The 24,403-nt window shown below is 57.0% G+C and carries 28 protein-coding genes; 15 read left to right on the forward strand and 13 right to left on the reverse strand.

What is annotated here, in order from left to right; translation table 11 throughout:
- Nucleotides 1-12 precede the first annotated feature (12 nt).
- Genes ABJM03_RS05300 through ABJM03_RS05310 form a run of 3 tightly spaced genes read left to right on the forward strand, consistent with a single transcriptional unit; the run spans nucleotide 13 to nucleotide 2,180 of the window.
- Nucleotides 13-873, forward strand: coding sequence for a DUF692 domain-containing protein (locus ABJM03_RS05300; RefSeq protein ID WP_348416102.1), 861 nt, complete (start codon nucleotides 13-15; stop codon nucleotides 871-873).
- Nucleotides 873-1,622 (forward strand): DNA-binding domain-containing protein, encoded by a 750-nt coding sequence (locus ABJM03_RS05305; protein ID WP_348416104.1) that lies wholly within the window; start codon nucleotides 873-875, stop codon nucleotides 1,620-1,622. Before ABJM03_RS05300 ends, ABJM03_RS05305 begins: the two co-directional genes overlap by 1 nt.
- Nucleotides 1,623-2,180, forward strand: coding sequence for a DoxX family protein (locus ABJM03_RS05310; RefSeq protein ID WP_348416106.1), 558 nt, complete (start codon nucleotides 1,623-1,625; stop codon nucleotides 2,178-2,180).
- On the opposite strand, the gene ABJM03_RS05315 is transcribed toward ABJM03_RS05310, so the two are convergent.
- Entirely contained in the window at nucleotides 2,167-2,484 is a 318-nt protein-coding gene (locus ABJM03_RS05315; protein WP_348416617.1) for an ArsC/Spx/MgsR family protein, read from the reverse strand. The genes ABJM03_RS05310 and ABJM03_RS05315 overlap by 14 nt on opposite strands.
- A 176-nt stretch (nucleotides 2,485-2,660) precedes the next feature.
- Here ABJM03_RS05315 and ABJM03_RS05320 point away from each other — a divergent pair, with 176 nt between their 5' ends.
- Nucleotides 2,661-2,867, forward strand: coding sequence for a cold-shock protein (locus tag ABJM03_RS05320; RefSeq protein WP_348416108.1), 207 nt, complete (start codon nucleotides 2,661-2,663; stop codon nucleotides 2,865-2,867).
- Nucleotides 2,868-2,888: 21 nt separating this feature from the next.
- Here ABJM03_RS05320 and ABJM03_RS05325 read toward each other — a convergent pair whose 3' ends face one another.
- Nucleotides 2,889-3,194, reverse strand: a complete 306-nt coding sequence (locus tag ABJM03_RS05325) for a hypothetical protein (RefSeq protein ID WP_348416110.1) — start codon at nucleotides 3,192-3,194, stop codon at nucleotides 2,889-2,891.
- Between the two features lie 228 nt (nucleotides 3,195-3,422).
- Nucleotides 3,423-4,343: an FAD-dependent thymidylate synthase gene (gene thyX / locus ABJM03_RS05330; RefSeq protein WP_348416112.1), complete on the reverse strand. Its 921-nt coding sequence runs from the start codon at nucleotides 4,341-4,343 to the stop codon at nucleotides 3,423-3,425.
- A gap of 201 nt (nucleotides 4,344-4,544) precedes the next feature.
- On the opposite strand from thyX, the gene ABJM03_RS05335 reads away from it, so the two are divergent.
- The 6 genes from ABJM03_RS05335 to ABJM03_RS05360 all read left to right on the forward strand — a co-directional run bounded on the left by ABJM03_RS05335 (nucleotide 4,545) and on the right by ABJM03_RS05360 (nucleotide 9,623).
- Complete coding sequence (locus ABJM03_RS05335) at nucleotides 4,545-5,657, forward strand: hypothetical protein (protein ID WP_348416113.1); 1,113 nt, start codon at nucleotides 4,545-4,547, stop codon at nucleotides 5,655-5,657.
- Between the two features lie 53 nt (nucleotides 5,658-5,710).
- Nucleotides 5,711-7,114 (forward strand): surface lipoprotein assembly modifier, encoded by a 1,404-nt coding sequence (locus ABJM03_RS05340; RefSeq protein WP_348416115.1) that lies wholly within the window; start codon nucleotides 5,711-5,713, stop codon nucleotides 7,112-7,114.
- 73 nt (nucleotides 7,115-7,187) lie between these two features.
- On the forward strand, nucleotides 7,188-7,622 hold the full coding sequence (locus tag ABJM03_RS05345; RefSeq protein WP_348416117.1) for a VOC family protein: 435 nt from the start codon (nucleotides 7,188-7,190) through the stop codon (nucleotides 7,620-7,622).
- Nucleotides 7,619-8,329 (forward strand): DUF1194 domain-containing protein, encoded by a 711-nt coding sequence (locus ABJM03_RS05350; RefSeq protein ID WP_348416119.1) that lies wholly within the window; start codon nucleotides 7,619-7,621, stop codon nucleotides 8,327-8,329. The genes ABJM03_RS05345 and ABJM03_RS05350 overlap by 4 nt, the downstream gene beginning before the upstream one ends.
- The gene (locus tag ABJM03_RS05355; RefSeq protein ID WP_348416121.1) at nucleotides 8,326-9,033 is read left to right on the forward strand and encodes a DUF1194 domain-containing protein; all 708 of its coding nucleotides are present in this window, start codon (nucleotides 8,326-8,328) and stop codon (nucleotides 9,031-9,033) included. Before ABJM03_RS05350 ends, ABJM03_RS05355 begins: the two co-directional genes overlap by 4 nt.
- Before the next feature lie 131 nt (nucleotides 9,034-9,164).
- Nucleotides 9,165-9,623 carry a YHS domain-containing (seleno)protein gene (locus ABJM03_RS05360; protein ID WP_348416123.1) on the forward strand — a complete coding sequence of 153 codons (459 nt, stop codon included), beginning with the start codon at nucleotides 9,165-9,167 and terminating at the stop codon, nucleotides 9,621-9,623.
- A gap of 9 nt (nucleotides 9,624-9,632) precedes the next feature.
- Here the strand turns inward: ABJM03_RS05360 and ABJM03_RS05365 are convergent, their stop codons facing one another.
- The 4 genes from ABJM03_RS05365 to ABJM03_RS05380 form a co-directional block, all read right to left on the reverse strand.
- On the reverse strand, nucleotides 9,633-10,604 hold the full coding sequence (locus ABJM03_RS05365; protein ID WP_348416125.1) for an ABC transporter ATP-binding protein: 972 nt from the start codon (nucleotides 10,602-10,604) through the stop codon (nucleotides 9,633-9,635).
- Between the two features lie 146 nt (nucleotides 10,605-10,750).
- Nucleotides 10,751-11,269 carry a winged helix DNA-binding protein gene (locus ABJM03_RS05370; protein WP_348416127.1) on the reverse strand — a complete coding sequence of 173 codons (519 nt, stop codon included), beginning with the start codon at nucleotides 11,267-11,269 and terminating at the stop codon, nucleotides 10,751-10,753.
- 80 nt (nucleotides 11,270-11,349) lie between these two features.
- Nucleotides 11,350-11,640: a succinate dehydrogenase assembly factor 2 gene (locus ABJM03_RS05375; RefSeq protein ID WP_348416129.1), complete on the reverse strand. Its 291-nt coding sequence runs from the start codon at nucleotides 11,638-11,640 to the stop codon at nucleotides 11,350-11,352.
- Nucleotides 11,633-12,031 carry a helix-turn-helix transcriptional regulator gene (locus tag ABJM03_RS05380; RefSeq protein ID WP_348416619.1) on the reverse strand — a complete coding sequence of 133 codons (399 nt, stop codon included), beginning with the start codon at nucleotides 12,029-12,031 and terminating at the stop codon, nucleotides 11,633-11,635. Before ABJM03_RS05380 ends, ABJM03_RS05375 begins: the two co-directional genes overlap by 8 nt.
- Nucleotides 12,032-12,178: 147 nt before the next feature.
- Between ABJM03_RS05380 and ABJM03_RS05385 the strand changes: the two genes are divergently transcribed.
- Together ABJM03_RS05385 and ABJM03_RS05390 are read left to right on the forward strand one after the other, a co-directional pair.
- A complete protein-coding gene (locus ABJM03_RS05385; protein ID WP_348416130.1) occupies nucleotides 12,179-13,381 on the forward strand; it encodes a pyridoxal phosphate-dependent aminotransferase in 1,203 nt (400 codons plus the stop codon).
- Between the two features lie 205 nt (nucleotides 13,382-13,586).
- Complete coding sequence (locus ABJM03_RS05390) at nucleotides 13,587-13,988, forward strand: hypothetical protein (protein ID WP_348416131.1); 402 nt, start codon at nucleotides 13,587-13,589, stop codon at nucleotides 13,986-13,988.
- Between the two features lie 7 nt (nucleotides 13,989-13,995).
- Here ABJM03_RS05390 and ABJM03_RS05395 read toward each other — a convergent pair whose 3' ends face one another.
- Nucleotides 13,996-15,363, reverse strand: a complete 1,368-nt coding sequence (locus tag ABJM03_RS05395; RefSeq protein ID WP_348416133.1) for an MATE family efflux transporter — start codon at nucleotides 15,361-15,363, stop codon at nucleotides 13,996-13,998.
- A gap of 236 nt (nucleotides 15,364-15,599) precedes the next feature.
- Between ABJM03_RS05395 and ABJM03_RS05400 the strand changes: the two genes are divergently transcribed.
- The 3 genes from ABJM03_RS05400 (at nucleotide 15,600) to ABJM03_RS05410 (ending at nucleotide 19,061) form a co-directional block, all read left to right on the forward strand.
- Nucleotides 15,600-17,561, forward strand: coding sequence for a DNA topoisomerase IV subunit B (locus tag ABJM03_RS05400; protein WP_348416134.1), 1,962 nt, complete (start codon nucleotides 15,600-15,602; stop codon nucleotides 17,559-17,561).
- A gap of 101 nt (nucleotides 17,562-17,662) precedes the next feature.
- Nucleotides 17,663-18,001 (forward strand): DUF6693 family protein, encoded by a 339-nt coding sequence (locus ABJM03_RS05405; RefSeq protein ID WP_348416136.1) that lies wholly within the window; start codon nucleotides 17,663-17,665, stop codon nucleotides 17,999-18,001.
- A gap of 379 nt (nucleotides 18,002-18,380) precedes the next feature.
- On the forward strand, nucleotides 18,381-19,061 hold the full coding sequence (locus tag ABJM03_RS05410) for a hypothetical protein (RefSeq protein ID WP_348416620.1): 681 nt from the start codon (nucleotides 18,381-18,383) through the stop codon (nucleotides 19,059-19,061).
- Nucleotides 19,062-19,115: 54 nt separating this feature from the next.
- On the opposite strand, the gene ABJM03_RS05415 is transcribed toward ABJM03_RS05410, so the two are convergent.
- From ABJM03_RS05415 to proS, 5 genes are all read right to left on the reverse strand, one after another.
- Nucleotides 19,116-19,799: an ABC transporter ATP-binding protein gene (locus tag ABJM03_RS05415; RefSeq protein WP_348416138.1), complete on the reverse strand. Its 684-nt coding sequence runs from the start codon at nucleotides 19,797-19,799 to the stop codon at nucleotides 19,116-19,118.
- The gene (locus ABJM03_RS05420) at nucleotides 19,792-21,078 is read right to left on the reverse strand and encodes a lipoprotein-releasing ABC transporter permease subunit (RefSeq protein ID WP_348416140.1); all 1,287 of its coding nucleotides are present in this window, start codon (nucleotides 21,076-21,078) and stop codon (nucleotides 19,792-19,794) included. Before ABJM03_RS05420 ends, ABJM03_RS05415 begins: the two co-directional genes overlap by 8 nt.
- A gap of 114 nt (nucleotides 21,079-21,192) precedes the next feature.
- Complete coding sequence (locus ABJM03_RS05425) at nucleotides 21,193-21,687, reverse strand: DUF2937 family protein (RefSeq protein WP_348416142.1); 495 nt, start codon at nucleotides 21,685-21,687, stop codon at nucleotides 21,193-21,195.
- A gap of 120 nt (nucleotides 21,688-21,807) precedes the next feature.
- Entirely contained in the window at nucleotides 21,808-22,971 is a 1,164-nt protein-coding gene (locus ABJM03_RS05430) for a PQQ-dependent sugar dehydrogenase (RefSeq protein WP_348416144.1), read from the reverse strand.
- 69 nt (nucleotides 22,972-23,040) lie between these two features.
- Nucleotides 23,041-24,393 carry a proline--tRNA ligase gene (gene proS / locus ABJM03_RS05435; protein WP_348416146.1) on the reverse strand — a complete coding sequence of 451 codons (1,353 nt, stop codon included), beginning with the start codon at nucleotides 24,391-24,393 and terminating at the stop codon, nucleotides 23,041-23,043.
- Nucleotides 24,394-24,403 lie beyond the last annotated feature (10 nt).

Raw genomic sequence — 24,403 nt, forward strand, 5'->3', positions numbered from 1 at the left:
GAGGGCTCTGTAATGTTTGACCAATCCTTCCCGGTCTCCCACCTGCCAAATGGCGTCGGTGTCGGCTACAAACCCCAACATTTCACTGATCTTCTCCAAGCGCCCGGTCCTGTAAACTGGATCGAGGTACACGCCGAGAACTACATGGGTGACGGCGGCCGCCCCCACGCGCAACTTAGCGCACTTTCCGAAAAATTTGCGCTCTCCGTGCATGGTGTCGGACTGTCTATTGGCGGCGAAGGTCCATTGGACCCTGACCATCTGAAACGCTTGCGCCAACTGGTCGATCGCAGCAATCCGGCCAGCTTCTCCGAACATCTGGCCTGGTCTACCCATGGGGCAGAATTTTTGAATGATCTGCTCCCCCTGCCTTACACTGCGGCAACGCTTGACCGCGTGGGCGACCACATCGCCCAAGTGCAGAACACGCTGGGCCGTCAAATGCTGTTGGAAAACCCTTCCAGCTATCTCGCCTTTGCCGAAAGCACGTATTCCGAGACCGATTTTCTGGCCGAACTGGTGCATAGAACCGGTTGCGGCCTGCTACTGGATGTTAACAACGTCTTTATCTCTGCCACGAACCTTGGGCTAAGCCCGCAGGATTATATTGACGCCTACCCATTGGATGCGGTGGGTGAAATCCATGTGGGTGGCCATGACGAGGACGAAGATGACAATGGCGCGCCCCTGCTGATCGACAGCCATGGCGCACCGGTCGTTGATCCGGTCTGGGCTTTGCTGGATTATACGCTTGCACAAAGCGGCCCCAAACCCGTGCTGGTTGAATGGGACACCGATGTGCCCGATTGGCCAATCTTGCGCGCCGAAGCAGAACGCGCAGCTGCGGCATTGGCCCCAGTGCTGACGGCCTGATGAAAGTCACCCAGGAAGAATTTCGCGCCGCCCTGCTGGACGCATCCACACCTGCGCCAGCGGGGTTGCTGGACGGTGCAGGTGGCCCTGCGGGACGGCGTTATGACGTTTACCGCAACAATGTCACTGTCTCGCTGGTTGAAGCGATGAAAGTTGCCTTTCCCAACGTGCGCGGCCTGTTGGGAGAACAGAACTTCGATACATTGGTCCCGCTATTTGTACGGGCCCATCCTCCCAAATCTCCGCTAATGATGCACTACGGGGCTGACTTCCCGGAGTTTCTTGAAGGTTTCGCGCCGTTGTCGCATCTGGGCTATCTGGCTGATGTGGCCCGTCTTGATCTGGCTTTGCGCGCCTCGTACCACGCGGCGGACGCAGTGCCATTCGACCCGACAGTTTTGCAACAATCCCCCGAGGAGGTCGCAGAACTGCGGCTTACACTTGCCCCGGCCACACGATTGTTGCGATCGCGATGGCCCCTGTATGACCTGTGGTGCCGTGCCAAAGATCCTGCCGCCCCCGCGCCTCGCGCCATAGGACAGGCCGTACTCATTACCCGACCCGAGTTTGATTCAACCGTGAATTTGTTGCCCACAGGGGCTGCCACATGGTTAATGTCCCTGTCAGATCACCCGCTGGGTGCAGCCGTAGAGGCCGCAACCGCCGCGGCACCAGATTTCAATTTTGCCGCCAGCCTCACACTGGTCTTGGAATCCCAAGCCCTGTGTACCACTAAAAAGGAAATATAAATGACTGCCCTGCTCAACCTCTACACCGCGATCACCGGCCGACTTGAACGCGCCGATTGGCTATTGCCCACTCTTTCGCGGTTCCTGTTTGCGGCGATCATGTTGATGTATTTCTGGGTGTCCGGCCTGACCAAATTGGGCGAGGGTTTTCTTGGCCTGTTTAGCCCGTCAACCGGTGCTTACGTCCAGATCTTCCCCCGCGTGATGGAGGCAGCTGGCTATGACACCGACCAGTTCGCGCTTTGGCAAAAGCTGATGGTGCTGTTTGGCACATGGGCCGAATTCATCCTGCCGGCGCTTATCATTCTGGGCCTGTTCACCCGCCTCGCCGCCCTTGGCATGATCGGGTTCATCATCCTGCAATCGCTGACCGATCTCTACGGCCACGGCGGCTGGGAAGATACAAAAGTTCTGGGTGCCTGGTTTGACCGTTTTTCAGACGCTATCATCATGGACCAACGCGCACTCTGGGTCTTTTTGCTGCTGGTATTGGTGGTCAAAGGCGCAGGGCCACTGTCCTTCGACCGTGCCCTGCGCGGACGTGCTACGCAGATGTAAGCTGCGCTTGCGTCTCGGGCGACCAACCCAAAAACAATTTATCGCCCGCTGTAATCAGCGGGCGTTTCATTAGGGCAGGATGCGCAGCCAACAGCGCCAGCGGCTCCCCTGCCCGCTCTGCCTCATCCAAACCGCGCCATGTGGTCGAGCGGGTATTGAGCAAGGCCTGACCGAACTGCGCATAGGCCTGCCCCATCACATCCGCTGGCACACCTTCCGCACGCACATCTATCAATGTGGCCGCGGGTAAGGCCTTGATTGCCTTGCGGCAAGTGTCACAGTTCTTGAGACCATAAATCTTGATCACTGCCTAAATCCTCCTCAGATCGGGTGTCTATTTCTCACATTAACGAGAAACTGCATCTACAACCTTGAAATTTTCCGAGATCGCGCAAATTCTTACAATGTAAGTCCCGAATAACGGGCCATCGGCGTGACCGCTACACTCGGGTGCGCCTGAAATAGCAAGGAGTTAAGACGATGCCAACGGGTACCGTAAAGTGGTTTAATACAACAAAAGGTTACGGGTTTATCGCGCCGGACAGCGGCGGGTCGGATGTGTTTGTACACATCTCGGCGGTAGAGCGTTCGGGGCTGACCGGTCTGGCCGACGATCAAAAGGTCAGCTTTGAGATGTCCGAGGGTCGCGATGGCCGCCAGATGGCGGCAGACATCACTCTTTTATAATCGCTCAAGCATGGGCTGCGCCTAGTCGAAGGTGCAGCCTTTGGTGCCGATAGGGCAATGGCTTTGCTTGGCAAGGTAGGTTTTACGCACAACCTTGTGGTGCTTTTTCTGCGCCACAGGATGCGCTTTTACGGACTGATACGTGTGACCCGTGTTGGGCGTCCCACAACAGATCACGCCGCTGATGGTCACCGGCTGCAGCCCTGCAGGGCAGTAATTTTCGCTCGACGCGTAGGGGTAGATTTTCACATCAGCCAGCGCAGTCGTCGGCAAAGCGGCCATCAGGCCCAATGCGGCAGCAGCCGCCAATCCATAAAATTTTTGCATTTGTCACCTATGTTCTTGTTTTATGGGGGCCAGTTTTGCGGAGCCGGGGAATCAAGTCCAGCATTTTTGCGCATTAAGGCACGGAGCTGGCTCAGGTGACGCGATGCGGCCACATGAAAATGCTGTAAGGTGGGTGCAACCCATCCCATACGCGTGGGTTGCACCCACCCTACGGTCATTACCTGATTGGCTTTCCACACGAAGCCGCCTGAGCGGCCCCGAAGGTGCCTACTTAAGCGCCCCCTCGAACTCCCGCCATTCGCCTTTGCTCATCCCGCTGTTCTCTTGCGTGACCTCTTCGCCTTTCAGCATCCGGCGGACACAATCCAGCGCTTTGGCAGAAAGCGTTGCCCCGCCCAGACGGTAGTCTTCGAATGCGCTATAGGCGGCAGGGACCCAGTCGGCGACGACTTTGCAGATGGCATCAGCGTAGACGCGGATTTCGTATTGGGCGTGGCTGTCGGCGCGCAGGCGCAGGAAATGGAACAGGTTGTGCAGGTCCACTTTCCAATACCACTGCGTATAGATGTTGGCGGGCAGATTCATGCGGGCGAGTTCGCGGGCAAGGCCGTCCTGCGGCTCTCCGTCGGGGCCGGTCTCAGAGATCATCGCCTCATAATTGTCATAAGCGCGGTTGGAATCAGATTTCAGGATTTCCAGCACACGCGCCGCCTCGGCCCCTTCCAGAACGCCACCGCGGCCCTGGTTGTTCACCACGGACTGCGCGTTGATATGGGAGGCTTCGGGGATATAAAACTCACGGTCTAGGATCGAATAGCGGGCGGAATATTCGTTCACATTGGCGGTCCGGTGTCTGATCCACTGACGCGCGACAAACACAGGTAGTTTCACGTGAAGCTTGATCTCGCACATCTCAAAAGGGGTCGAGTGCCAGTGGCGCATCAGGTAGCGAATCAACCCTTCATCGTTCTGAACGGACTTTGTGCCCTTGCCATAGCTCACGCGCGCGGCCTGACAGATGGCAGCATCGTCACCCATATAGTCGATCACGCGGATGAAACCGTGGTCCAGCACCTCATGCGCGGTGTATAGATGCGCTTCCATGCCTTCGGAAACCGCACGCAGGGTGGGTTTGCTCAGTGCGCGCTGCGCGTCGATTTCGGCTTGTTGCTCGGGGCTGATCGGCATGGGGCGGTCCTTGTAACGGAAACAGTGGATTCGGCGCTGACTATATCTGGCGGATGACGCTACAGGAACCGCCATATCGGGTATTGTATTTTCGTCATGGTAGCGTGGTTTATGTGCCAGATGTCGACCGCAACGTTGACAAAAGGCCGTGCACGCAGCGATTGTTTTGAAAAACTGACAATTGATTTTAGGGCAGATCGAATGAAAACGCATCTATTCACGCTCGCTATGATTGCGAGCCTCACAGCCTGCGGAAGCAGTGGCGGCAGCGGCGACAATCCATTTGTTGTCGACGATGAGGACACAACAACAGACACCGGTGATGATGTCACTGATGACGACACCGATGGCGAAGGCACCGGCATTACCCGCGATGGCATCCCCCCCGGGACCGACTCCCCCTCGCCTAACGCCTCCCTGTTCCGTTCCGAGCCCACAGTTGAAGGCGACGGAGTAGATGCAGGTAACGGTTTTGCCAACGGGATCTCCTATACGGAAGAGGGTGATTTGTTCACCGTCGACAACCTCGCGTTTGACGGGGACCGCCCCTATTCGCGCGTTGATGATGAAGGCAATCCCAACGTCGTCACCAGCCTGAACAACGGGCTGTTCAACGTTTATGAAGGCCCGACAACCGCAGTTGACCCCGTCAGCGGCGATGTGATCAACCAATTCACGTACCGCGCTATCTATGGCGTGAGCCAGAATCGGGTCGATGGAACAGATACCCCAACCACGCAATTCGCGATTGTGCGCACCGGCAGCTACATTGACTACGGCTTTGGCGGTTTTATTTACCAGCGCGACGATAGTGTTACCCTACCCAGCTCGCTTCAGGCGACCTTTTCAGGGCAATCGGCAGGCTTGCGCGATTTCGGCACACAAAGCGGCCTGCAATACACCACGGCCGACGTTAATCTGTCGATTGACTTCAATGACTTCAACGACGGCGATACCTTCCGTGGGGATGGTGTAGTTGGCCGCATCTTTAACCGCCGCGTGTTTGATCTGGACGGTAATGATATCACCAATGACGTTGTGGCAACGCTTGGAGATGCAGACAATCCCGAAACATCCATTCCAGATGTAAACTTTGAAGTTGGCCCTGACGTTCTGGATGACAACGGCGACCTGATCGCCAACATCCAGAGCACTCTGTCAAATGGTGAAGAATATGAGTCGGGCACTTTCTACGCCATTGTCTCGGGTGATAACACCGACGAAGTAGTGGGTGTATTTGTGCTGGAAGCCAATGACGAAGCACAAAGCCGCGATACAGGTGGCTTTATCGTATACCGTGGTGATCCGGAGTAATCATGCGATCCCAGCGCCAGCAGTTTTTTGCACTGCTGATAGGGGCGGCAACAATGTTTGCGGCCCCTATCAGCCATGCACAGGACACATCACATCAGACGGTCACGCTTTCTCCCGATCAACTGCGGCTCGCGGCCGAACTGAATTTGCGGAATGGACAACCCGAGCGTGCGCTGGCCTTTGCCGACGCGCTGCTTTTACGTGACCCGAATGATGTGACCGCACTGCTGGTGCGCGCAGGGGCCCTGCGCGCGACGCAGGACTACAAGGGCGCGCAAACTGCTGCTCGTGCAGGTTGGAAACTGGCTGATAATGACGGGCAGAAATACACTGCTGCCGTTTTGATGGCACAGGCGTTGTCGTCTGATGAAAAACGCACGCGCGCGCAATTCTGGCTGCGCCGTGCCGCACATGTTGCCCCGACCCCCGCACATGAAGCCCGCGCCAAACGGGATTTCAGATATGTCCGCCAGCGCAATCCATGGCAAACGCATCTCTCTTTCACGCTGGCCCCTAATTCCAATATCAACAACGGCTCGTCGCGCGACACTTCGGCACTGTTGTATCAGATTCTTGACCCCTTTACCGGCGGCGAGGCGAACGAGGTCGAGCTTGGTGCGGCAAGCAAGGCGATATCGGGTTTGGAAGCAGGATTTGACTTACAGACCCGCTACCGCTTCAAACAGACCGAGCGTAGCGCCCATGATTTGCGGCTGCGCCTGTCTTACCGGACGTATGAGCTGTCGAATTCGTCCAAGGATGATCTGGCCGCCGAAGATGCCCTGCGCGAGGCGCAGGGACAAGATCCGCTAGACATCACCGGATCTGATTTTGAATACGGCATTGTGCAGCTGGGCTATGGCTACAGAAGGCTGCGCGCCGACCGGCGTGGAGAGTTCAGCCTGACCGCAGATATCGGCCAAAGCTTTTACGGACGTGAGCGTCTGAACAGCTATCTGCGCACCAGCCTCGGTCAAAGCTACTTTTTGAGCAAAACAACCAAGCTCAACTTTGGTATCAGTAGTGATCTGCGCCAAGCCCAGCGCGGTTCAGACCAACATCTGATGAGCCTGTCGGCGGGTATCAGTCGCCAACTGTCCGGTGGAAACGGTATTTATTTCGGCGCAAGCGTCAGCACCGTAAATTCAGAAAGCGAAACACTCGAATACGATGAAATCCGCCTGCGCTCGGGTTATGTGCTGGGTCGCAGGATCATGGGCACCGCATTGCAATTCGGCGTGAGCACCAGCTACCGTGATTATGACGTATCCCTGCATGATCCATCGGGGCGGCGCGATTTTGAAATCGGTGGTGAAATCACAGCAACTTTTGAGCAGATCGACTATCTGGGCTTCAACCCCACGGTGAGCTTTACTGCCGAGACCACCGATAGCAACATTGGCCTGAATGATGTGAACCGCTTTGGGCTTAGCATCGGGATTGCCTCTTCCTTTTAAGCGGCTCAAGGCTCGACAGTGCGGTATCCTGCGCTAGTATCGGGCTGGCAATTGCCCGAAAGGAACCCCTCCCATGCCCATTAAATTTCTGCACACTATGGTCCGCGTCAAAGACCTTGATGCCTCTATCGCGTTTTACAAACTCCTCGGGCTGGTTGAACGCCGCCGCATGGAAAACGAAGCCGGGCGTTTCACGCTGGTGTTCTTGTGCCCCCCCGGCATGGATGATGGCCACGCCGATGTTGAGCTGACCTATAACTGGGATGGCGACGACGCCCTACCCAGCGACAGCCGCCACTTTGGCCACCTCGCCTATTCCGTCGAAAACATCTATGAGACCTGCCAGTATTTGCAGGACAACGGCGTTACGATCAATCGCCCCCCACGTGATGGCTATATGGCGTTTGTACGCTCGCCCGACAACATTTCCGTTGAACTGCTACAGGAAGGTGAACCGCTCGCCCCTGCCGAACCTTGGAAATCAGCCGAAAACATCGGCAGCTGGTGATCCGTACGGCCATATTGTCGGCAGGGCTGCTGTTTGCTGCCCTGCCTGCAGTGGCCATTGAGTGCCGCCTTGCGCTGGCCTTGGCAATTGATGTGTCCAGCTCGGTAGATGCCGCTGAGGACAGTTTGCAACGCAATGGCACAGCGGCGGCCCTCCTTTCCCCCGAAGTGGAGGCTGCATTTTTTGCGGCTGACCTGCCTGTGGCACTGGTTATTTACGAATGGTCGGGGCGCTATAATCAAAGGCTGATCCTTGATTGGGTCATGATTGACAACCGCGCCGCCCTGCTGCGCGCCGCCGAAACCCTAAGAACATCCAGGCGTAGCCACAATGATTTCCCGACGGCGATGGGCTATGCGCTGGGGTTCGGGGCGAAACTGTTCGAACGCGCCCCTCCCTGCCTGCGCAAAACCCTTGATATGGCCGGGGACGGACAAAACAATGAAGGGTTCTCGCCCACAACGGCCTACGGTGCCTTCGCGTTTCAGGATGTGACGGTAAACGGCCTTGTTGTGAATGCAGCAGATTTCGAGGGCGAAGTCGGGCTGGTTGCCTATTACCAAGGCGAGGTGCTGCATGGGCCCGGTGCCTTTTTGGTGATTGCCAACGGGTTTGAGGACTATGGGCGCGCCATGCGCCGCAAGCTTGAGCGCGAATTGGCCCCGCCCGCCATCGGTGCCCTGCCAAAGGAGGAAGATGCGGGATGAAGCGCGCCGCCCTCGCCCTATTGCTGGCCTGCACTGCGTCTTCGGCCATAGCGCAGGAAACCTGTCGGCAAGCGCTGGCTTTGGGGCTGGATGTATCGGGCTCTGTGGATGCCCGCGAATACCGCCAACAATTGGAAGGGCTGGCAACGGCGCTAGGCAGTCCTGCAGTACGCGCAGCCCTGTTTGAAAGCCCCGAGGCCCCCGTAGAGTTTTTGGTTTATGAGTGGAGCGGGCCACGCGATCAGCTTACGCTTGTGCCATGGACCCGCATCGCAAAACCCACTGATCTTGACCGTGTGATCGAGCAGCTCACGACAACCGAGCGGCGCACAGAGGCCACTCCCGGTACTGCCCTTGGTGTGGCCGTGCTGCATGGGGCCAGTCTTTTGGCCCAGCGCGCTCATTGCTGGAAGGCTACTTTGGACATTTCGGGCGATGGCAAAAGCAACCTTGGCCCGCGCCCGCGCACGCTCAAACCCAGGCTTTCCGCACAGGGTGTGACCGTCAATGCCCTTGTCATCGCCCCCGCGGATCAGGGCAACCCCAAGGAAAGCACAGTGGATTTAAGCAGCTATTTCAGCGCCGAGGTGATTGTCGGACCTGACGCCTTTGTCGAAGTCTCGGCCGGTTTTGCCGATTACGCTGCAACGATGGAACGTAAATTGCTGCGCGAACTCGAGGGGCTTGTCTTGTCCTCGCGCTGATCCCGCCTTTTCCGGTGGTGCGCCTGCCTGCACACAGCCATCACAGCGCCGTAGAGATCACGCATATGTTAAACCGTGATCCTAAATTTAATGTAAAATACTCGTGAACCGAAGCTTTAGAAAGGCCTGTCATGCACGTATTCAACCGCCGTACAGCATTGCTTTTGGGCACTGCCGCCCTTGCGCATAGCGCCTTTCCAGCTTTTGCTGCCGCTGCCAAAATCGCCACAGACAAATCCGGCATCGCTATTGATGGCTATGATACCACGGCCTATTGGCACGTGGGGGCCGCAAACAGCGGCTCTTCGGCCCATACTGTCCAATGGCTTGGCACCCCGTGGCATTTTGCCGACGCTGAGACCGCAGCGGAATTCGAGGCCGCGCCGGAGAAATACGCGCCGCAATTTGGCGGCTTTTGCACACGCGCCATGTCGTTCGGCAAAGTCGTGAATGGCGATCCTGAAGTCTGGCGGATTTACCAAGGCAAGCTTTACCTGTTTGCCCAGCCCGTAGGCGGCAAAAAATTCGACGAAGGCCAAGACCCGATGATCGAAAAAGCGCAGGCAAACTGGGACAAGCTGCACGCCTGATTGATCCCCCTAGCGGCTACGCATCCATTTCAACACAAGCCGGTGCTGCACATTGGCTTGGGCTGCGACACGGTAAAATCCGATCAGTTCGCGCACCGGAGAGGATAGACGGTCAAAGCCTGACAGGAATGCGACGATCACGCCTACCTGCGTTTCGCCTGTCATCACCAGATATCCGCCAAACAGCAAAACACAGATCGGGCCAAGCGCGTTCAACAGGTTAAGCAGCGATTTCATCGCATGTTTCAAAATAATGAACTTCATCCGGTTTATGTAAATCTCGGTCACAACCGACAGCTGCTTTTCATGCGCCTCATTGTCCATTTCGGATATCTCGTCGCCCATATCCCGCAGCAAGCCAATCCGTTTCTCCACCAGATCGTTCAATCGCCGCTGCACCACCGGTGTCAGGATGACCTGCGGTAATAGAACTGCCAGCGCGAAAACCGCGATCTCCGGCTGGATAACGAACATATAGATCGCAACACCAAGTAGCATCGCCACATTGGCAAACGCTTGCGACAAAGCCTCGCCAACAAACCCGCCCAGCTTTTCAACCTCGGCCCCGACGATCGAAACCGCACGCCCGCTATCGCTTTCGCCGTCCGCCTCATCAAGGCTTTTGTCATAGACCTTTAACAGGTGGCTGCGCGTTCTGAATGTGGTGCTTTCGGTCAACCACCCCTGATAAAGCCGGAAAATAAATTTGGAAATCTGGTGCAGCAGGATGACAACCACATACATCGTCCCGAACTTTATCAGCAGGGACACATCCTGCCGCTCAACCACTTCGTTCACGATCCTGCGTTGTAGCTCAAGCGGGATCAGGTTTAGCAACGTCACGAAAACCGCACCGCAGCAGGCAAACACCTGATGCCAGCCGCTCATGCGCCAAACATACTTCAGTAGGGAGGTGGCCCGCCTTTTGTCGTCGGTTTTACCAACGCCCAGCGGCCCTTTAACAAAGGATGCAAGCTTCATTCAGAGGGGCCGTCAGTTTTCCACATCACCTACAATACCATGCAGGTCACATGGTTACAAACCATACCGCGATAACGCCCCTCAAACATCTTTTATGCGGGAGGGCAGGCAGTAACAAACCCACCTGCCCCGCCTGCTCGCACGTCTTAATAGATATAGCGGATCTGATCAGTCCAATACCGCTCAACCCGTTTGAGCGATGCAGTGATGTCCACGATCCCCTCAGGCCCCAAAACACCGCGATCTTCCAATCCGCCGGCATGCCGCGAGAACAGCTCAGCCACGACATCGCGGATGTAACGCCCCTGCTCTGTCAGGCGTACCCGAACCGAACGGCGATCTACCTCACAGCGCTGATGGTGCATATATCCCATCTCGACCAGTTTCTTGAGGTTGTAGCTGACGTTGCTGCCCTGATAATATCCACGGCTTTTCAACTCACCGGCGGTGACCTCGTTATCCCCGATATTAAAAAGAAGCAGCGCCTGCACGGCGTTGATCTCCAACACGCCCACACGCTCGAATTCATCCTTGATCACATCCAGTAGCAAACGATGCAATCGCTCCACCAGAGAGAGCGCCTCCAGATATCCGCTCATAAAGCCCTGTTCTGGTAGGGGCATTTTCTCATTGGCTGGCAGACCAATGGGGTCCTGAATACTCATACGTCTCTCCGACTCTTGTGGCTCTGATAGGCAGATTGCCCAATAAGTCAGAAGATTTCGTTAAAAGATATCAGACTATATTATTGTTGCGCTACATGAGTTTGGATATCTTTGATCAAATCACTATAGGCCGGATCGGGCTGCTTTTGCTCTGTCACCCACTGGTAAAGATCATGATCGTTCTCATCGAGCAGATCATCATAAAGCGTCAGACCGGCATCGCTCATCTTATCAAGATGCTTTGTGGCATAGGCCGACAGGATCAGATCCATCTCTTTGATCCCCCGCCGCATTGATCGCATAGCAAGCCGTTTGATGCGCACCTCGCGGGGCTCATCTACGGGGCGGTCGGGTTTTGGCATCTCAAACATCGGTAGGCTCCGTCAAAATAGCGCGCAGGCGTTTTTCCAATGCGGCCACCTGCTTGGCCCGTTGGCCCAGCTCTACCCGAAGCGCGCGCATTTCACCCAACAGATCCGCCGCATTTCCCGAAAGCGGGACCGCCTCATCAGGACCATCCAGCCCTTCGCCCTCGCCGTTGATCAGCCACATCATGGACACGTTAAGCAACCCTGCCAGCATCGACAAACGGTTCGCACGCGGCTCGGCTGCGTCGTTCTCCCATGCGCGCAACGTGGCAACACGCACGCCCAGCCGCCGCGCCAGCACCGCCTGTGTCATGCCAGCCGCGTCACGGGCTGACGCGACGCGATCGCCAAAGGTGGCCACATCGGGCGCGTACCAATCGGTTGTGTCGGCGATATCATCAAGTTCGGGCATATTGATCTCCTTTTACACAGGTGCGCCTGCCTGCACGCCTTGCGGGTACTGCACGCGCCAAAGCGCTTGCAACTGCGGGGCACGACCCCCTATGAGTGCTGAGACCATATATAGCGTAAAGAGGCCGAAATGGAACTGCTCTCCCGTACACTTGCCCGCGTCAAACCATCACCCACCATCGCGGTGACGACAAAGGCGCAGGAACTCAAGGCCGCAGGCCGTGACGTGATCGGCCTTGGTGCCGGTGAGCCCGATTTTGACACGCCGCAGAACATTAAAGATGCCGCTGTCGCCGCTATCGCTGCGGGCAAGACCAAATACACGGCTCCGGACGGCATCATCGAACTCAAGCAGGCAATCTGTGCCAAGTTCAAGCGGGACAATGCGCTTGACTATGCCCCGTCCCAGGTGAGCGTTTCATCCGGCGGCAAGCAGGTGCTGTATAATGCGCTGATGGCGACCATGAACCCCGGCGAAGAGGTCATCATCCCTGCCCCCTATTGGGTAAGCTATCCTGACATGGTCCTGCTGGCCGGCGGCACACCGGTCGTTGTGGAATGCCAGCTCGAGCAAAACTTCAAGATGACCCCAGAGCAGTTGGAGGCCGCAATCACCCCCAACACCAAATGGCTGATCTTTAACTCGCCCTCCAACCCGACAGGTGCCGGTTACACCTGGGACGAGCTCAAGGCGCTCACGGATGTGTTGCTGCGCCATCCCCATGTCTGGGTCATGTCGGATGATATGTATGAACATCTGGCTTATGATGATTTCAAATTCTGCACCCCTGCACAGGTAGAGCCCGCCTTGTATGACCGCACGCTTACCGTGAACGGCGTGTCCAAAGCATACGCCATGACCGGCTGGCGCATCGGTTATGCCGCAGGGCCCGAAAAGCTGATCGGTGCGATGCGCAAGATCCAGTCACAATCCACCTCCAACCCCTGCTCGGTCAGCCAATGGGCCGCGGTCGAGGCGTTGAACGGGACCCAGGATTACATCGCCCCCAACAACGAGATATTCGTACGCAGGCGCAATCTGGTGGTGGATGCGCTCAACGCCATTGACGGCATCACCTGCCCCGTGCCCGAAGGCGCTTTCTACGTCTATCCCTCGATTTCGGGTCTGATCGGCAAAACCAGCGCCGCGGGGACTTTGATCGAGAACGACGAGATCTTTGCCACTGCCTTGCTTGAGGAAACAGGCGTTGCTGTTGTTTTTGGTGCGGCCTTCGGACTGAGCCCGAACTTCCGCGTCAGCTATGCCACCTCGGATGAAAACCTCACGGAAGCATGCAAGCGGATTACTGATTTCTGTGCAAAATTAAGCTGATATCCCGCGCAGGCCCCCGGTGCCCTGGTACAGTGGGGCCTGCACGACACATTTATTGACCGACCAGTACATAACACCAGCAAATACTTGATTTCCCCACACTTCCGGATAGGAAAGGGGGCGGTATAGCAGACAGGTCGTGCCTGACACTGTAAGCTGTGCCATTTTACACAGGAACGACCAGATCAATCCGGGGGGACACGTGATGGCTGATACGCTGCCAGAATATTACTTTCGCGTCCGTGAAAACGGCGCATTTGTCTTCCGGCTGGATACCGAAAACCGCCAGCGGCGGATCGAAATGGACCAGATCGCAGTCATCAACATGCGCAACGGCGAGATCAAGTCACAGGGCGACCGCAAGTTATCACAGGCCGACATCGACGCGATCAAGGACTGGATGGAAGACCGTGCAAAGACGTTGGCACACCGCGAAATCGACGACATATTCCGGGCCATCGACTATCTGAACACAACCGCCCATTGGGTGCAGTCGCGCGCCACCGACGACCAGCTCGAAGCGGTTACCGATCAGCTATTGCTCGCGATGCATGATTTGCGCAGCACATTGGTGCGCAAAAAAGCAGACCGGCTGTCACGATCCTGATACGGCCTTAGCTGGCTTGCGCCCTAACGATGCGCGGCAGCACATTGCACCAAAAGCGGCCATTGAGCAGGATTGCCGCCACGCCCAGCCCGATCCCCAGACCGGCCCAAACGCCAACCCCTTCAAAGCCGAATACAAACCCCAACAGATATGAACAGGGCACGCCAATGCCCCAATAGCTGATGGCAGCACAGATCATCGGCACCCGTGTATCTTGGACTCCGCGCAGCACACCCAACCCGACCGCTTGCATACCGTCCACCAATTGGAACAACCCTGCCATAAACAAAATGCCGGTGCCGATTTGCAGAATCTCGGCGCGGACCGGATTATCGTTCAGAATAAAGATCCCGATCAGGAATTCGGGGAATAGAAAGAAAACCAGCACTGTCGCGGCTGCAAAAGAAAATGAAACCGCCGTGACCACCAAAGCGCCCCGTGCCAGATGGGCCGCATCCGCGCGCCCCAATGCATTGCCTGCGCGCACCGTGGCCGCATTGCTCAGCCCCAGATGCACCATGAATGTCAAAGCCGAAAGCTGTAACGCCACACCATGCGCGGCCAAGGGCACCGTCCCTAACCACCCCATCATAACGGCCGAGGCCGCGAACAGGCCAACCTCGCTGAGCAAGGTGATTGATATAGGCCAGCCCAATTGGAACACCCGCTTTAGCATATCCCAATCTGCCCCCCAAAGACGGCGAAACAGATCATGCTCAGGCAACGCCAGACGCGCGTAAATCACGATACCAACAAGCGACACCAACTGTGTGGCGACCGACGCTATCGCGGCACCTGTGACCCCAAGCTCTGGTGCGCCCCAATTACCGAAAATCAACGCGTAATTCACCAACGCATTGGTTATTGCCGCAAGGACCGTAATCCACAGCACGACTTTTGTTCGCTCCAGCGCCGCCAAGTAGGATTTGAGAACCATCACAAAAAGTGCAGGTATGATGCCCCATCCAGCCACCGAGAGGTATCGTGCTCCCAACACCACCACCGGCTCTTGTTGTCCCATCAGCCGCAGGATCGGCGCGGAATAGATAAGCACTGGCAACGTCAGCAGGCTAAACCCGAAACTCAGCCATAGCCCCATGCGTGCCGTGCGCCGGATCGAGGTCTCGTCCCCTTCGGCGTGAAAAGTCGCCACCATAGGCATCACAGCCGCAGCATAGCCTGATCCGAAAATGAACAGCACAAAGAAGTAGGTCGACGCCAGCGTCACCGCTGCCAAAGGTTCGACCCCGTACCACCCCATCATGACAGTGTCAGTCACGCCAATTGCCATCTGCGCCAGATGCCCCCCCACCAGAGGCAGGCCAAGAACGACAAGGGCGCGGACGTGGCCGCGGTGGGTCATGGTGTTTTGCATAACCCTCTCCTAGACCTTCTGTGCCCCTGCGAACAGAGAAGAATTGTAACCACTATATTGCGCCACCCACATCCGCAGCCGCCCCCCTTTTTCGGTCCCCCAAAGGAGAAATTTCGCCCAAATCCGCCCTCACGGCCTAATTTGCCTGTGGATTATCTCATCACGGCGATTGCCCCGACCCGCACAGCCTGTCAAAATGACCCTCAATCAAAAGCAACAGCAGCAGGCGAAATCCTATGTCCGATCTCCTCTCCGGCAACGGTTCTGAACCAAAAGCCTATGACGCCTCCTCGATCCAGGTGCTCGAGGATATGGAACACGTCCGCCTGCGCCCCGGCATGTATATCGGCGGTAAGGACGACCGCGCCCTGCACCACATGGTGGCCGAGATCATCGACAACTCGATGGATGAAGCCGTCGCCGGTCACGCCACATGGATCGAGCTGGAGCTGCATGAAAACGGCCATGTCACCGTGCGCGACAACGGGCGCGGCATCCCGATTGACCCGCACCCCAAAGACCCCAGCAAATCCGCGCTTGAGATCATCTTTTGTACGTTGAACGCAGGTGGCAAATTCTCGGGCGACAACTATGAAACCTCCGGCGGTCTGAACGGTGTTGGCTCTTCGGTTGTGAACGCGCTGAGCGATCATTTGCGGGTTGAGGTGGCCAAGAATCGTGAACTCTTTGCGATGGAATTCTCCCGCGGTGTGCCTCAGGGCAGCCTAGAGAAAATCGGCGCTGCCCCGAACCGTCGCGGCACCTCGGTCACCTTCCACCCTGATCCTGAAATTTTCGGCAACCAACAACTGCGCCCCTCGCGCCTGTTCTCCATGGCGCGCTCCAAGGCGTTCCTGTTCTCGGGCGTCGAGATTCGCTGGAAATCCGCACAGCCCGATGGCGACATGCCCCAAGAGGCAACATTCCACTTTCCCAATGGTCTGTCCGATTACCTCAATGAGGTGCTGACCAGCTCCTCCACCTATGCCGAAGCGCCCTTTGGCGGCACTGTGGATTTCAAAGAGAAATTCGGCCAGCCCGGCAAGGTAAACTGGGCCATTAACTGGACCCCTTCGCGCGACGGGTTCATTCAGTCGTTTTGTAACACCGTCCCCACGCCCGAAGGCGGCACCCATGAGGCCGGTTTCTGGGCCGCGATCCTCAAGGGGATCAAAGCCTACGGTGAATTGGTCGGCAACAAAAAGGCCGCGACAATCGTGCGCGAAGATCTGGTCACCGGCGGCTGTGCACTGGTATCAATCTTTATCCGCGAGCCCGAATTTGTGGGCCAGACCAAAGACCGGCTTGCCACGGTTGACGCACAGCGCATGGTGGAAAACGCCGTGCGCGACCACTTTGACAACTGGCTGGCGGCCGACACAAAATCCGCGGGCGCGATCCTTGATTTCCTGGTGCTGCGCGCCGAAGAACGCCTGCGCCGCCGTCAGGAAAAAGAAACCGCGCGCAAATCTGCCACTAAAAAGCTGCGCCTGCCCGGCAAGCTCACGGATTGCACCTCGAAGAACCGCGAAGGCACGGAGCTGTTTATCGTGGAGGGCGACTCGGCTGGTGGGTCCGGCAAAGGCGCGCGCAACCGCGTGAACCAGGCCTTGCTGCCGCTTAAGGGTAAAATCCTCAACGTGCTGGGTGCGGCCTCGGGCAAGCTCAACACCAACGCCGAAATCAACGACCTGTGCGAAGCTTTGGGTGTGGGCATGGGCACGAAATTCAAGCTCGAAGACCTGCGGTACGACAAGATCATCATCATGACTGATGCGGATGTCGACGGCGCGCATATCGCGGCGCTGTTGATGACGTTCTTTTACACCCAAATGCGCCCGATGATCGACAACGGCCATCTCTATCTGGCCTGCCCGCCGCTCTACCGTCTGACCCAAGGGGCCAAACGCGTCTATGTGGCCGATGACGCGGAAAAAGACGCGCTATTGGAGACAGGCCTTGGCGGGAAGGGCAAAATTGATTTGCAACGGTTTAAGGGTCTGGGCGAGATGGACGCGAAGGACCTGAAAGAAACCACTATGGACCCGGCCACACGCAAACTGATCAAAGTCTCGGTGCAAGAAGACGTGCCCGGCCAGACCTCCGATCTGGTGGAGCGTTTGATGGGGAAAAAGCCCGAGCTGCGGTTCCAGTACATTCAGGAAAACGCGCGTTTTGTTGAAGAGTTGGATGTTTGACGGGCGATCTGTCTCAAATAGGTTCGATACGAGCACTATCTTTACAAATCGCCTAAGCCCCCTCATAGGTTGAATTTATTTTCAAATGCGGGGGGATATACATGCAACTCAACGGCTATAAACTTAAATGCGACTTTTCCGTCACTGAAGCGATTATCCAGCTCATTCTCTGGATATTGCTGTCGGTAATGACTTTTGGATTAGCGCTTTTTATTCTGCCCTACTACTTTGTGAAGGCACCCCTTAACAGTTGTACTCTCGTTGATCCGGCAGGAAATGCCGTCGGAAAAGTAAATGTCGAGGTGACTTTTGATGCCATTCTTGGACATGCGCTTATTTGGCTTCTCCTGACCATCGTGACTTTCGGCCTTGCTTATCTAATCTATTGGCCTGCTGTTATTAAGCGACTGCTGAATGCGGCAACTATCCGGGAACTCTAATTCCCAAATCGCTTATTGAATAACCGTAGAACAAAAGTTAGGCGCCCCTGGGACGCCTAACTACATACTTCGGGGGAGGTAAGGCAAAGCCTCTAAACAACCCCGCTGTAGGTCAGGGCAGTGATCCCCCAGACGCCCATCAAAGCGACAAATCCGACAACGGTTGGTGCAAGTACTCTCAACATATCAATTTCCTTTCCAAGCAGCCTTGGGCTGCGGTGCGTGCCGCGGGACCTGTATGGCCCTGCGATCTGATAATGAGATGGGGACAGATATCTGAAACAAACAGGGGGGCATCCATCACCGTTGCACACCCTTGTGAGAGGAATTGGAAACAATTGCGCTTGCGCTCAACCGCCTTGCCCCTTCAGATACGGGTATGCGTATTCTCCTGATCTCTTTGTTATTCCTCGCCTCTTGTGGTCGCCCGCTCACCGAGGCCGAGCGTGCCTTTGCCGCCGACATCCACGGTCCCACGCTTAACTATGACCGCGTGCGCCTGCATGACGGCGCGCCGACGCGGGCGGTGACGTTTCGGCGCAAACCGCGCCCGCGCACGACCTGTCGGGAGCTGATTTTTCCACCTAATCCGCCAGAGGAGCAGATCGTCACCACCAAACCCGCAGCAGTCGCGATCTATAACACTGTTCTGTTCGACAAGGACTGGTTTCTGGACGACTACTTGCCCGACTACCCTGACCGCGTCGGGCTGGTCGCGGCGATGTTGCTGAGCCATGAATTGACCCATGTATGGCAATGGCAAAACCGTAAAACCACCGGCTACACCCCGCTCAAAGCCGCGTTTGAGCATTCCCCCGGCGGCGACCCCTATCTGTTTGAGCTGACGGATCAAAAATTCCTCGACTTCGGATATGAGCAGCAAGGATCAATTGTGGAGGAGATGGTTTGCTGTCGTGCGCTCAACCCTGCGGGCGCGCGGACCCAGCGGCTGCACGCGCTGGTGAGCCAAGTCATGCCTGTCGCCCCGCTGCCGCAGAGCCCTGCCTATGATGTGGGCCTGCCGTGGGACGGCATTGATCTCGAAAATATCTGCACCTGAATGCAGACGGGCAAACGAGCCTATTGCCCCTCCCCCTTGGCAATCACACGACGCCTATTTGCTGCTAAGCGCGCCCTGATCCAGACGAATTTGTCGATCCATACGGCCGGCAAGCTCAAGATTGTGGGTGGCAATCAGAGCCGACAGCCCCGTGCTGCGCACAAGCGCCATCAGCGCCGCGAACACGGTCTCGGAGGTGTCGGGGTCAAGGTTACCCGTCGGCTCATCCGCCAACAGGAGTTTTGGCGCATTGGCAAGCGCACGGCAAAAGGCGACGCGCTGTTGTTCGCCACCTGACAGCGCTGCGGGGCGGTGAGCCGCACGCGAAGCCACCCCCACCTGCTCCAACAACTCCATCGCGCGGGTCTGCGCTGAACTGCGCGAAACCCCGTTGGCAAGTTGCGGCAGCACGATATTCTCCAGCGCCGAAAACTCGGGCAGCAGGTGGTGGAACTGGTAGATAAAGCCCACATCGCTGCGGCGCACCGCTGTGCGCGCACCGTCTCGTTTGCCTGTCATATCCGTGCCCGCGATCTCGACCTGCCCCGCATCCGGTGTATCGAGCAGACCGGCGATGTGCAGCAGGGTGGATTTACCCGCTCCAGAGGGGGCCACAAGCGCCACAACCTCACCGCGCGCGACCTCAAGGTCGATACCGCGCAGCACCGTGACCTCATTGGGCTTACCGTGGTTATAAGCTTTGGTAATGCCGGACAGACGTAGGGTGGGATCACTCATAACGCAGCGCCTCTACAGGGTTCATGCGGGCCGCACGGCGCGCGGGAAAAATGGTCACGATAAACGACAGCCCCAGTGAAAGGCAGACCGCGCTCATCACATCGCCGAACTCCAGCTTAGCGGGCAGGAAATAGATACCGCGGATGGAGGGGTCCCACGCATTGCCGCCTGCCAGCCAATTCACCACGCCAAATATCTGATCCACATAAAGCGCAAAAAGGCAGCCGAAAATCACCCCCATCACCGTGCCGATGATCCCCGTAAACGCACCGCAAATGAAAAACACCCGCAGGACAGACCCCTCGGACAGGCCCATCGTGCGCAAAATGCCAATATCGCGCCCCTTGTTTTTCACAAGCATGATTAGCCCCGACACAATGTTCATCGCGGCAATCAGCACTAGGATCGACAGGATCACGAACATCACATTGTCTTCGATATCCAGCGCATTCAAAAAGCCGGATGACGCTTCGCGCCACGTCCAGATCAGTGCCGTATCCCCCGCTGCTGCCAAAATCTGAGGGCTTAGATCATCCACCCTATCAGGATCGGCAACCATGACTTCGATCTCGTTCACCGCGCCTTCAGAGTTAAAATAGCTTTGCGCCTCCTCCAGCGGAAGATAGGCACGGGTTCGGTCGATGTCATAGCGCCCTGCCGTGAAGATATACGTCACCTCATAGCCGTTCACACGAGGCGATGTGCCAAATGCCGTCTTGACCCCATCAGGTGAAATCAGACGGATAATATCCCCCACCTGCACACCCAATGTACGCGCTATGCCCGACCCAATGGCGATGCCTTCGCCAAACCGTGCAATATCGCCCTGTGCGGTTTGCGGATTGGCAATGCGCGGAATCGTGGCAAGGTCATCCGCGCTGATGCCGAATACCTCCATGCCCGCATTGTTGCCCTGAAAGGTCGACATTACCTGCCCGCGCACGATAGGGGCCGCGCGGGTCACCCCATCCACAGCCGCGATATTAGCAGCGAGCGTTTCATAATCGGGGATCGTCCGGTCGATCGTGCCGCCCGGTTGCATCCTGCCCATCTCGTAGACCGTAACATGGGCATTTGCGCCCAGAATAGTATCGACAAATTCTGCCCGAAAACCCGACCGCACGGCCAATGTGGCAATCAGCGCAAATACCGCCAAGGTAATGCCAATCAGACTGATCCACGTCATCACACTGACGCCACCTTCAGCGCGGCGCGCACGCAAATAGCGCCATGCGATCATCCATTCAAACGGGGCGAAGGGGGGGGTGCTACTGGCCATTTTGGTCCTTGCTCGGGCAGTTTGCGGCAAACTGCGGGTTTGCACCTCTAGGGTCAAGGCTTAGGCGATGGGAAACACGCGGGTTTGTGCCCTCGATTGCCCGATAGGTAGGGTTCAGGCCAGTCGCTTGCGCCGAAATGGCCAGCACAGCAGCCCGCCCAGCAAAGAAAACGCCATCAACCCCAAAAAGAACCCAACGCCGGCAAAACTAAGGCCTGCGAAATTCACAGGGATCGCCGGTTGAAAAGCCTGCCACGCGGCCTTTGCAATCTCGGGATCTGTAAAGCGGCTGGCGTTGTAGGCGCGGGTAAAAGGCCCCTGCCCCTTGAGCACCTCCAGGTCACGGTTCAGCTGTGTATGGCGGGTCACGGTGCGCGTCATATCCGCGCGTCGCCGCTCCAGAAAATCCGTACCTTGAAGCTGTGCCAAAGCCTCTTCGCGCGACAGACCCGACGCCGTGGCCGAGGCATCAAAATCGGCCACAACTTTACCCAATGCATCAACCGCACCGCCAAGGCGCTGGATATATTGTTGGGAGTATTCGGGAAATTGGGCGGTCGTGGCCGCGCCAGCAAGCCCGCCGGCCAATGTCAGTGCGCGCAAGATCATAGGCTATACATCACTCTCACCAAGGCGGCCTTTAATACTTATCAGATGCCAATCATCCAACAGGTCTTTGGGGTAATCCCGCCCGCAGCCCAGATCAAGCCCGCGCCATATCATGAGCCGCTATTTGGGGCTCAACCGCAACAGCCGGCCATCGGTGTTATCAAGGATCAAAATCGCACCATCGCGGTCGATCTCGACATCGCGCACGCGGATTTCACCGTTCAGGAACCGTTCTTCGCCAACAACGCGGTCCCCCTCAAGTTGTAGACGCACTAAACTACCAGGATTCAAAGAAGCCGCCAGAAGATCCCCCTGCCAGCCATCAAACATCGCCCCCTCATAAAAGGCAAATCCTCCCGGCGCGATCACCGGATCCCAGAAATACTGCGGTTCGACAAACCCCTGTGCACGCGCCTCGCCACTGCCCACGGCGGATCCGTTATAATTGACCCCATAGCTCACCACCGGCCAGCCGTAATTGGCACCGGCGGCGATTTTATTCAGCTCGTCGCCGCCCGCAGGCCCATGCTCCAGCGTCCACAGCGTGCCGTCCGAAGGGCGAATATCAGCGCCCTGCACATTGCGGTGGCCCAGTGTCCAGACTTCGTTATCGAAGGGATTGCCTGCGGCTGCGCCCCCATTCGGACGCACCCGCACCACCTTGCCGTAGGTCTTGTTTCGGTCCTGCGCAAATTGACGCTCGCGGTTTGAGAAATGCTCCCCCGTGGTGATGTAGACAACACCGCCATGCGGCACCACACGGGAACCAAAGTGAATCACGTTAGATGACGGCGGGTCCTGCACAAAAATATCCCGTACGTCGCTCAAGGTCCGACCATCCGAACTCAGCACCCCGCGCGCGGCCGCCGTGGCAGACTGCCCCTCGGCCATGGGCTTGGCATAGCTTAGATAGATAACGCGGCTCGTCTCGAAATCCTCGGCCAGTGCAACATCAAGCAACCCGCCCTGCCGCTGCGCAAGCACCTCTGGCACCCCGCTGACAGGCGCGCCTGCCACACCGTCCCGCACCAGTCGCAGCGCGCCTGAGCGTTCGGTCACCAGATATCCGCCCTCGGGCAACACTTCGATCCCCCAAGGGGTGTCCAGCCCTTCAGCTAAAATATCGATTTGCAACTGGACGCCACTTTGAACCGCAGGCGCACGCGTTTGGGTTGGCCATGCAGGGGTGAAATGCGGGGCGTTTCTGTCGCTTTGCACCACGCCTTGCGCGCTGGCTCCGTTGGCCAAAGCCAATGCCGCCAACAAACCAAACAGCTGTTTCATGTGCCACCCTCCGCTTTATTTGAAGGATGGCACAATTACCGCACAGGTCCAGCCCGCGCGTCGTTTTTCTTAGATGCCGTGCACCTGAAGGCCGGTGTAGATTTCGGCAATCCGCGCGATGGCCTGCTCGGGCGGCATCTCTTCGCTCTCTCCTGTACGGCGCGAAGTCAGCTCAACCACACCGTTTTTCAGGCCCCTAGGGCCAACAGTAATACGCCATGGCAACCCGATAAGGTCCATCGTGGCGAACTTCCCGCCTGCCCGCTCATTACGGTCGTCATACAAAGGCTCAAGCCCCAGCGCCGTGATGCTGTCATAAAGCGCCTGACAAGCGGTATCAGCTTCTTCATCACCCTGCTTGAGGTTCACAATCCCGCAATGGAATGGCGTGACCCCTTCAGGCCAGATGATCCCTTTATCATCATGGCTGGCCTCGATGATCGCGCCCAAAAGACGGCTCACGCCGATACCGTGACTGCCCATATGCACAGGCACGACCTTACCGTCAGGCCCCTGCACAGTAGCACCCATCGATTCCGAATATTTAGTACCGAAATAGAAAATCTGACCCACTTCGATGCCCCGCGCCACGCGGCGGCGCTCCTCGGGCACTTCATTGAACAACGCCTCGTCATGCGTTTCGTCCGTGCGGGCGTATTTGGTGGTGAATTCCTCCATCACCGCCGCACATTGCCCGTGATCATCATAATCGATCTCACGGTCACCGAACTTCAGATCAGTTACGGCACTGTCGTAGAAAACCTCTGACTCGCCCGTTTCGGCAAGCACCAGAAACTCATGCGTATCATCACCACCAATAGGCCCGCTATCCGCGCGCATCGGGATCGCTTGCAAACCCATCCGCTCATAAGTCCGAAGGTAGCTCACCAGATGGCGGTTATACGCATGCAAAGCATCCTCTTTGGTCAGGTCAAAGTTGTACCCGTCCTTCATAAAGAACTCGCGCCCCCGCATCACGCCAAAACGCGGACGCATCTCGTCGCGGAACTTCCACTGAATGTGATAAAGCGTCATCGGCAGATCTTTATAGCTGCCAACATGACTGCGGAAAATATCCGTGATCATTTCTTCATTGGTTGGGCCATAAAGCATATCACGATCCTGACGATCCTTGATGCGCAGCATCTCGGGACCGTAGGCATCATAGCGCCCGGATTCTTTCCAAAGGTCCGCAGACTGCAAGGTTGGCATCAACATCGGAATGTGCCCCGCCCGCATCTGCTCTTCATGCACAATGTTCTCCAACTTGCGCAAAACCTTGAAACCCAGTGGCAACCACGAATAAATACCCGCTGCATTCTGCTTAATCATGCCCGCCCGCAGCATGTAACGGTGGCTAACGATCTGTGCCTCGGAAGGGGTTTCTTTCAACACAGGCAGGAAATAACGGCTCAAACGCATGGCTCACGCT

Source organism: Sulfitobacter sp., assembly GCF_039977885.1.
Classification (GTDB): domain Bacteria; phylum Pseudomonadota; class Alphaproteobacteria; order Rhodobacterales; family Rhodobacteraceae; genus Sulfitobacter.

Coding starts and splice junctions, on each gene's coding strand:
- ABJM03_RS05300 (WP_348416102.1), top strand. CDS start 13: ATGTTTGACCAATCCTTCCCGGTCTCCCACCTGCCAAATGGCGTCGGT.
- ABJM03_RS05305 (WP_348416104.1), top strand. CDS start 873: ATGAAAGTCACCCAGGAAGAATTTCGCGCCGCCCTGCTGGACGCATCC.
- ABJM03_RS05310 (WP_348416106.1), top strand. CDS start 1,623: ATGACTGCCCTGCTCAACCTCTACACCGCGATCACCGGCCGACTTGAA.
- ABJM03_RS05320 (WP_348416108.1), top strand. CDS start 2,661: ATGCCAACGGGTACCGTAAAGTGGTTTAATACAACAAAAGGTTACGGG.
- ABJM03_RS05325 (WP_348416110.1), bottom strand. CDS start 3,194: ATGCAAAAATTTTATGGATTGGCGGCTGCTGCCGCATTGGGCCTGATG.
- thyX (WP_348416112.1), bottom strand. CDS start 4,343: ATGCCGATCAGCCCCGAGCAACAAGCCGAAATCGACGCGCAGCGCGCA.
- ABJM03_RS05335 (WP_348416113.1), top strand. CDS start 4,545: ATGAAAACGCATCTATTCACGCTCGCTATGATTGCGAGCCTCACAGCC.
- ABJM03_RS05340 (WP_348416115.1), top strand. CDS start 5,711: ATGTTTGCGGCCCCTATCAGCCATGCACAGGACACATCACATCAGACG.
- ABJM03_RS05345 (WP_348416117.1), top strand. CDS start 7,188: ATGCCCATTAAATTTCTGCACACTATGGTCCGCGTCAAAGACCTTGAT.
- ABJM03_RS05355 (WP_348416121.1), top strand. CDS start 8,326: ATGAAGCGCGCCGCCCTCGCCCTATTGCTGGCCTGCACTGCGTCTTCG.
- ABJM03_RS05360 (WP_348416123.1), top strand. CDS start 9,165: ATGCACGTATTCAACCGCCGTACAGCATTGCTTTTGGGCACTGCCGCC.
- ABJM03_RS05365 (WP_348416125.1), bottom strand. CDS start 10,604: ATGAAGCTTGCATCCTTTGTTAAAGGGCCGCTGGGCGTTGGTAAAACC.
- ABJM03_RS05370 (WP_348416127.1), bottom strand. CDS start 11,269: ATGAGTATTCAGGACCCCATTGGTCTGCCAGCCAATGAGAAAATGCCC.
- ABJM03_RS05375 (WP_348416129.1), bottom strand. CDS start 11,640: ATGTTTGAGATGCCAAAACCCGACCGCCCCGTAGATGAGCCCCGCGAG.
- ABJM03_RS05385 (WP_348416130.1), top strand. CDS start 12,179: ATGGAACTGCTCTCCCGTACACTTGCCCGCGTCAAACCATCACCCACC.
- ABJM03_RS05390 (WP_348416131.1), top strand. CDS start 13,587: ATGGCTGATACGCTGCCAGAATATTACTTTCGCGTCCGTGAAAACGGC.
- ABJM03_RS05395 (WP_348416133.1), bottom strand. CDS start 15,363: ATGCAAAACACCATGACCCACCGCGGCCACGTCCGCGCCCTTGTCGTT.
- ABJM03_RS05400 (WP_348416134.1), top strand. CDS start 15,600: ATGTCCGATCTCCTCTCCGGCAACGGTTCTGAACCAAAAGCCTATGAC.
- ABJM03_RS05405 (WP_348416136.1), top strand. CDS start 17,663: ATGCAACTCAACGGCTATAAACTTAAATGCGACTTTTCCGTCACTGAA.
- ABJM03_RS05410 (WP_348416620.1), top strand. CDS start 18,381: ATGCGTATTCTCCTGATCTCTTTGTTATTCCTCGCCTCTTGTGGTCGC.
- ABJM03_RS05415 (WP_348416138.1), bottom strand. CDS start 19,799: ATGAGTGATCCCACCCTACGTCTGTCCGGCATTACCAAAGCTTATAAC.
- ABJM03_RS05420 (WP_348416140.1), bottom strand. CDS start 21,078: ATGGCCAGTAGCACCCCCCCCTTCGCCCCGTTTGAATGGATGATCGCA.
- ABJM03_RS05425 (WP_348416142.1), bottom strand. CDS start 21,687: ATGATCTTGCGCGCACTGACATTGGCCGGCGGGCTTGCTGGCGCGGCC.
- ABJM03_RS05430 (WP_348416144.1), bottom strand. CDS start 22,971: ATGAAACAGCTGTTTGGTTTGTTGGCGGCATTGGCTTTGGCCAACGGA.
- proS (WP_348416146.1), bottom strand. CDS start 24,393: ATGCGTTTGAGCCGTTATTTCCTGCCTGTGTTGAAAGAAACCCCTTCC.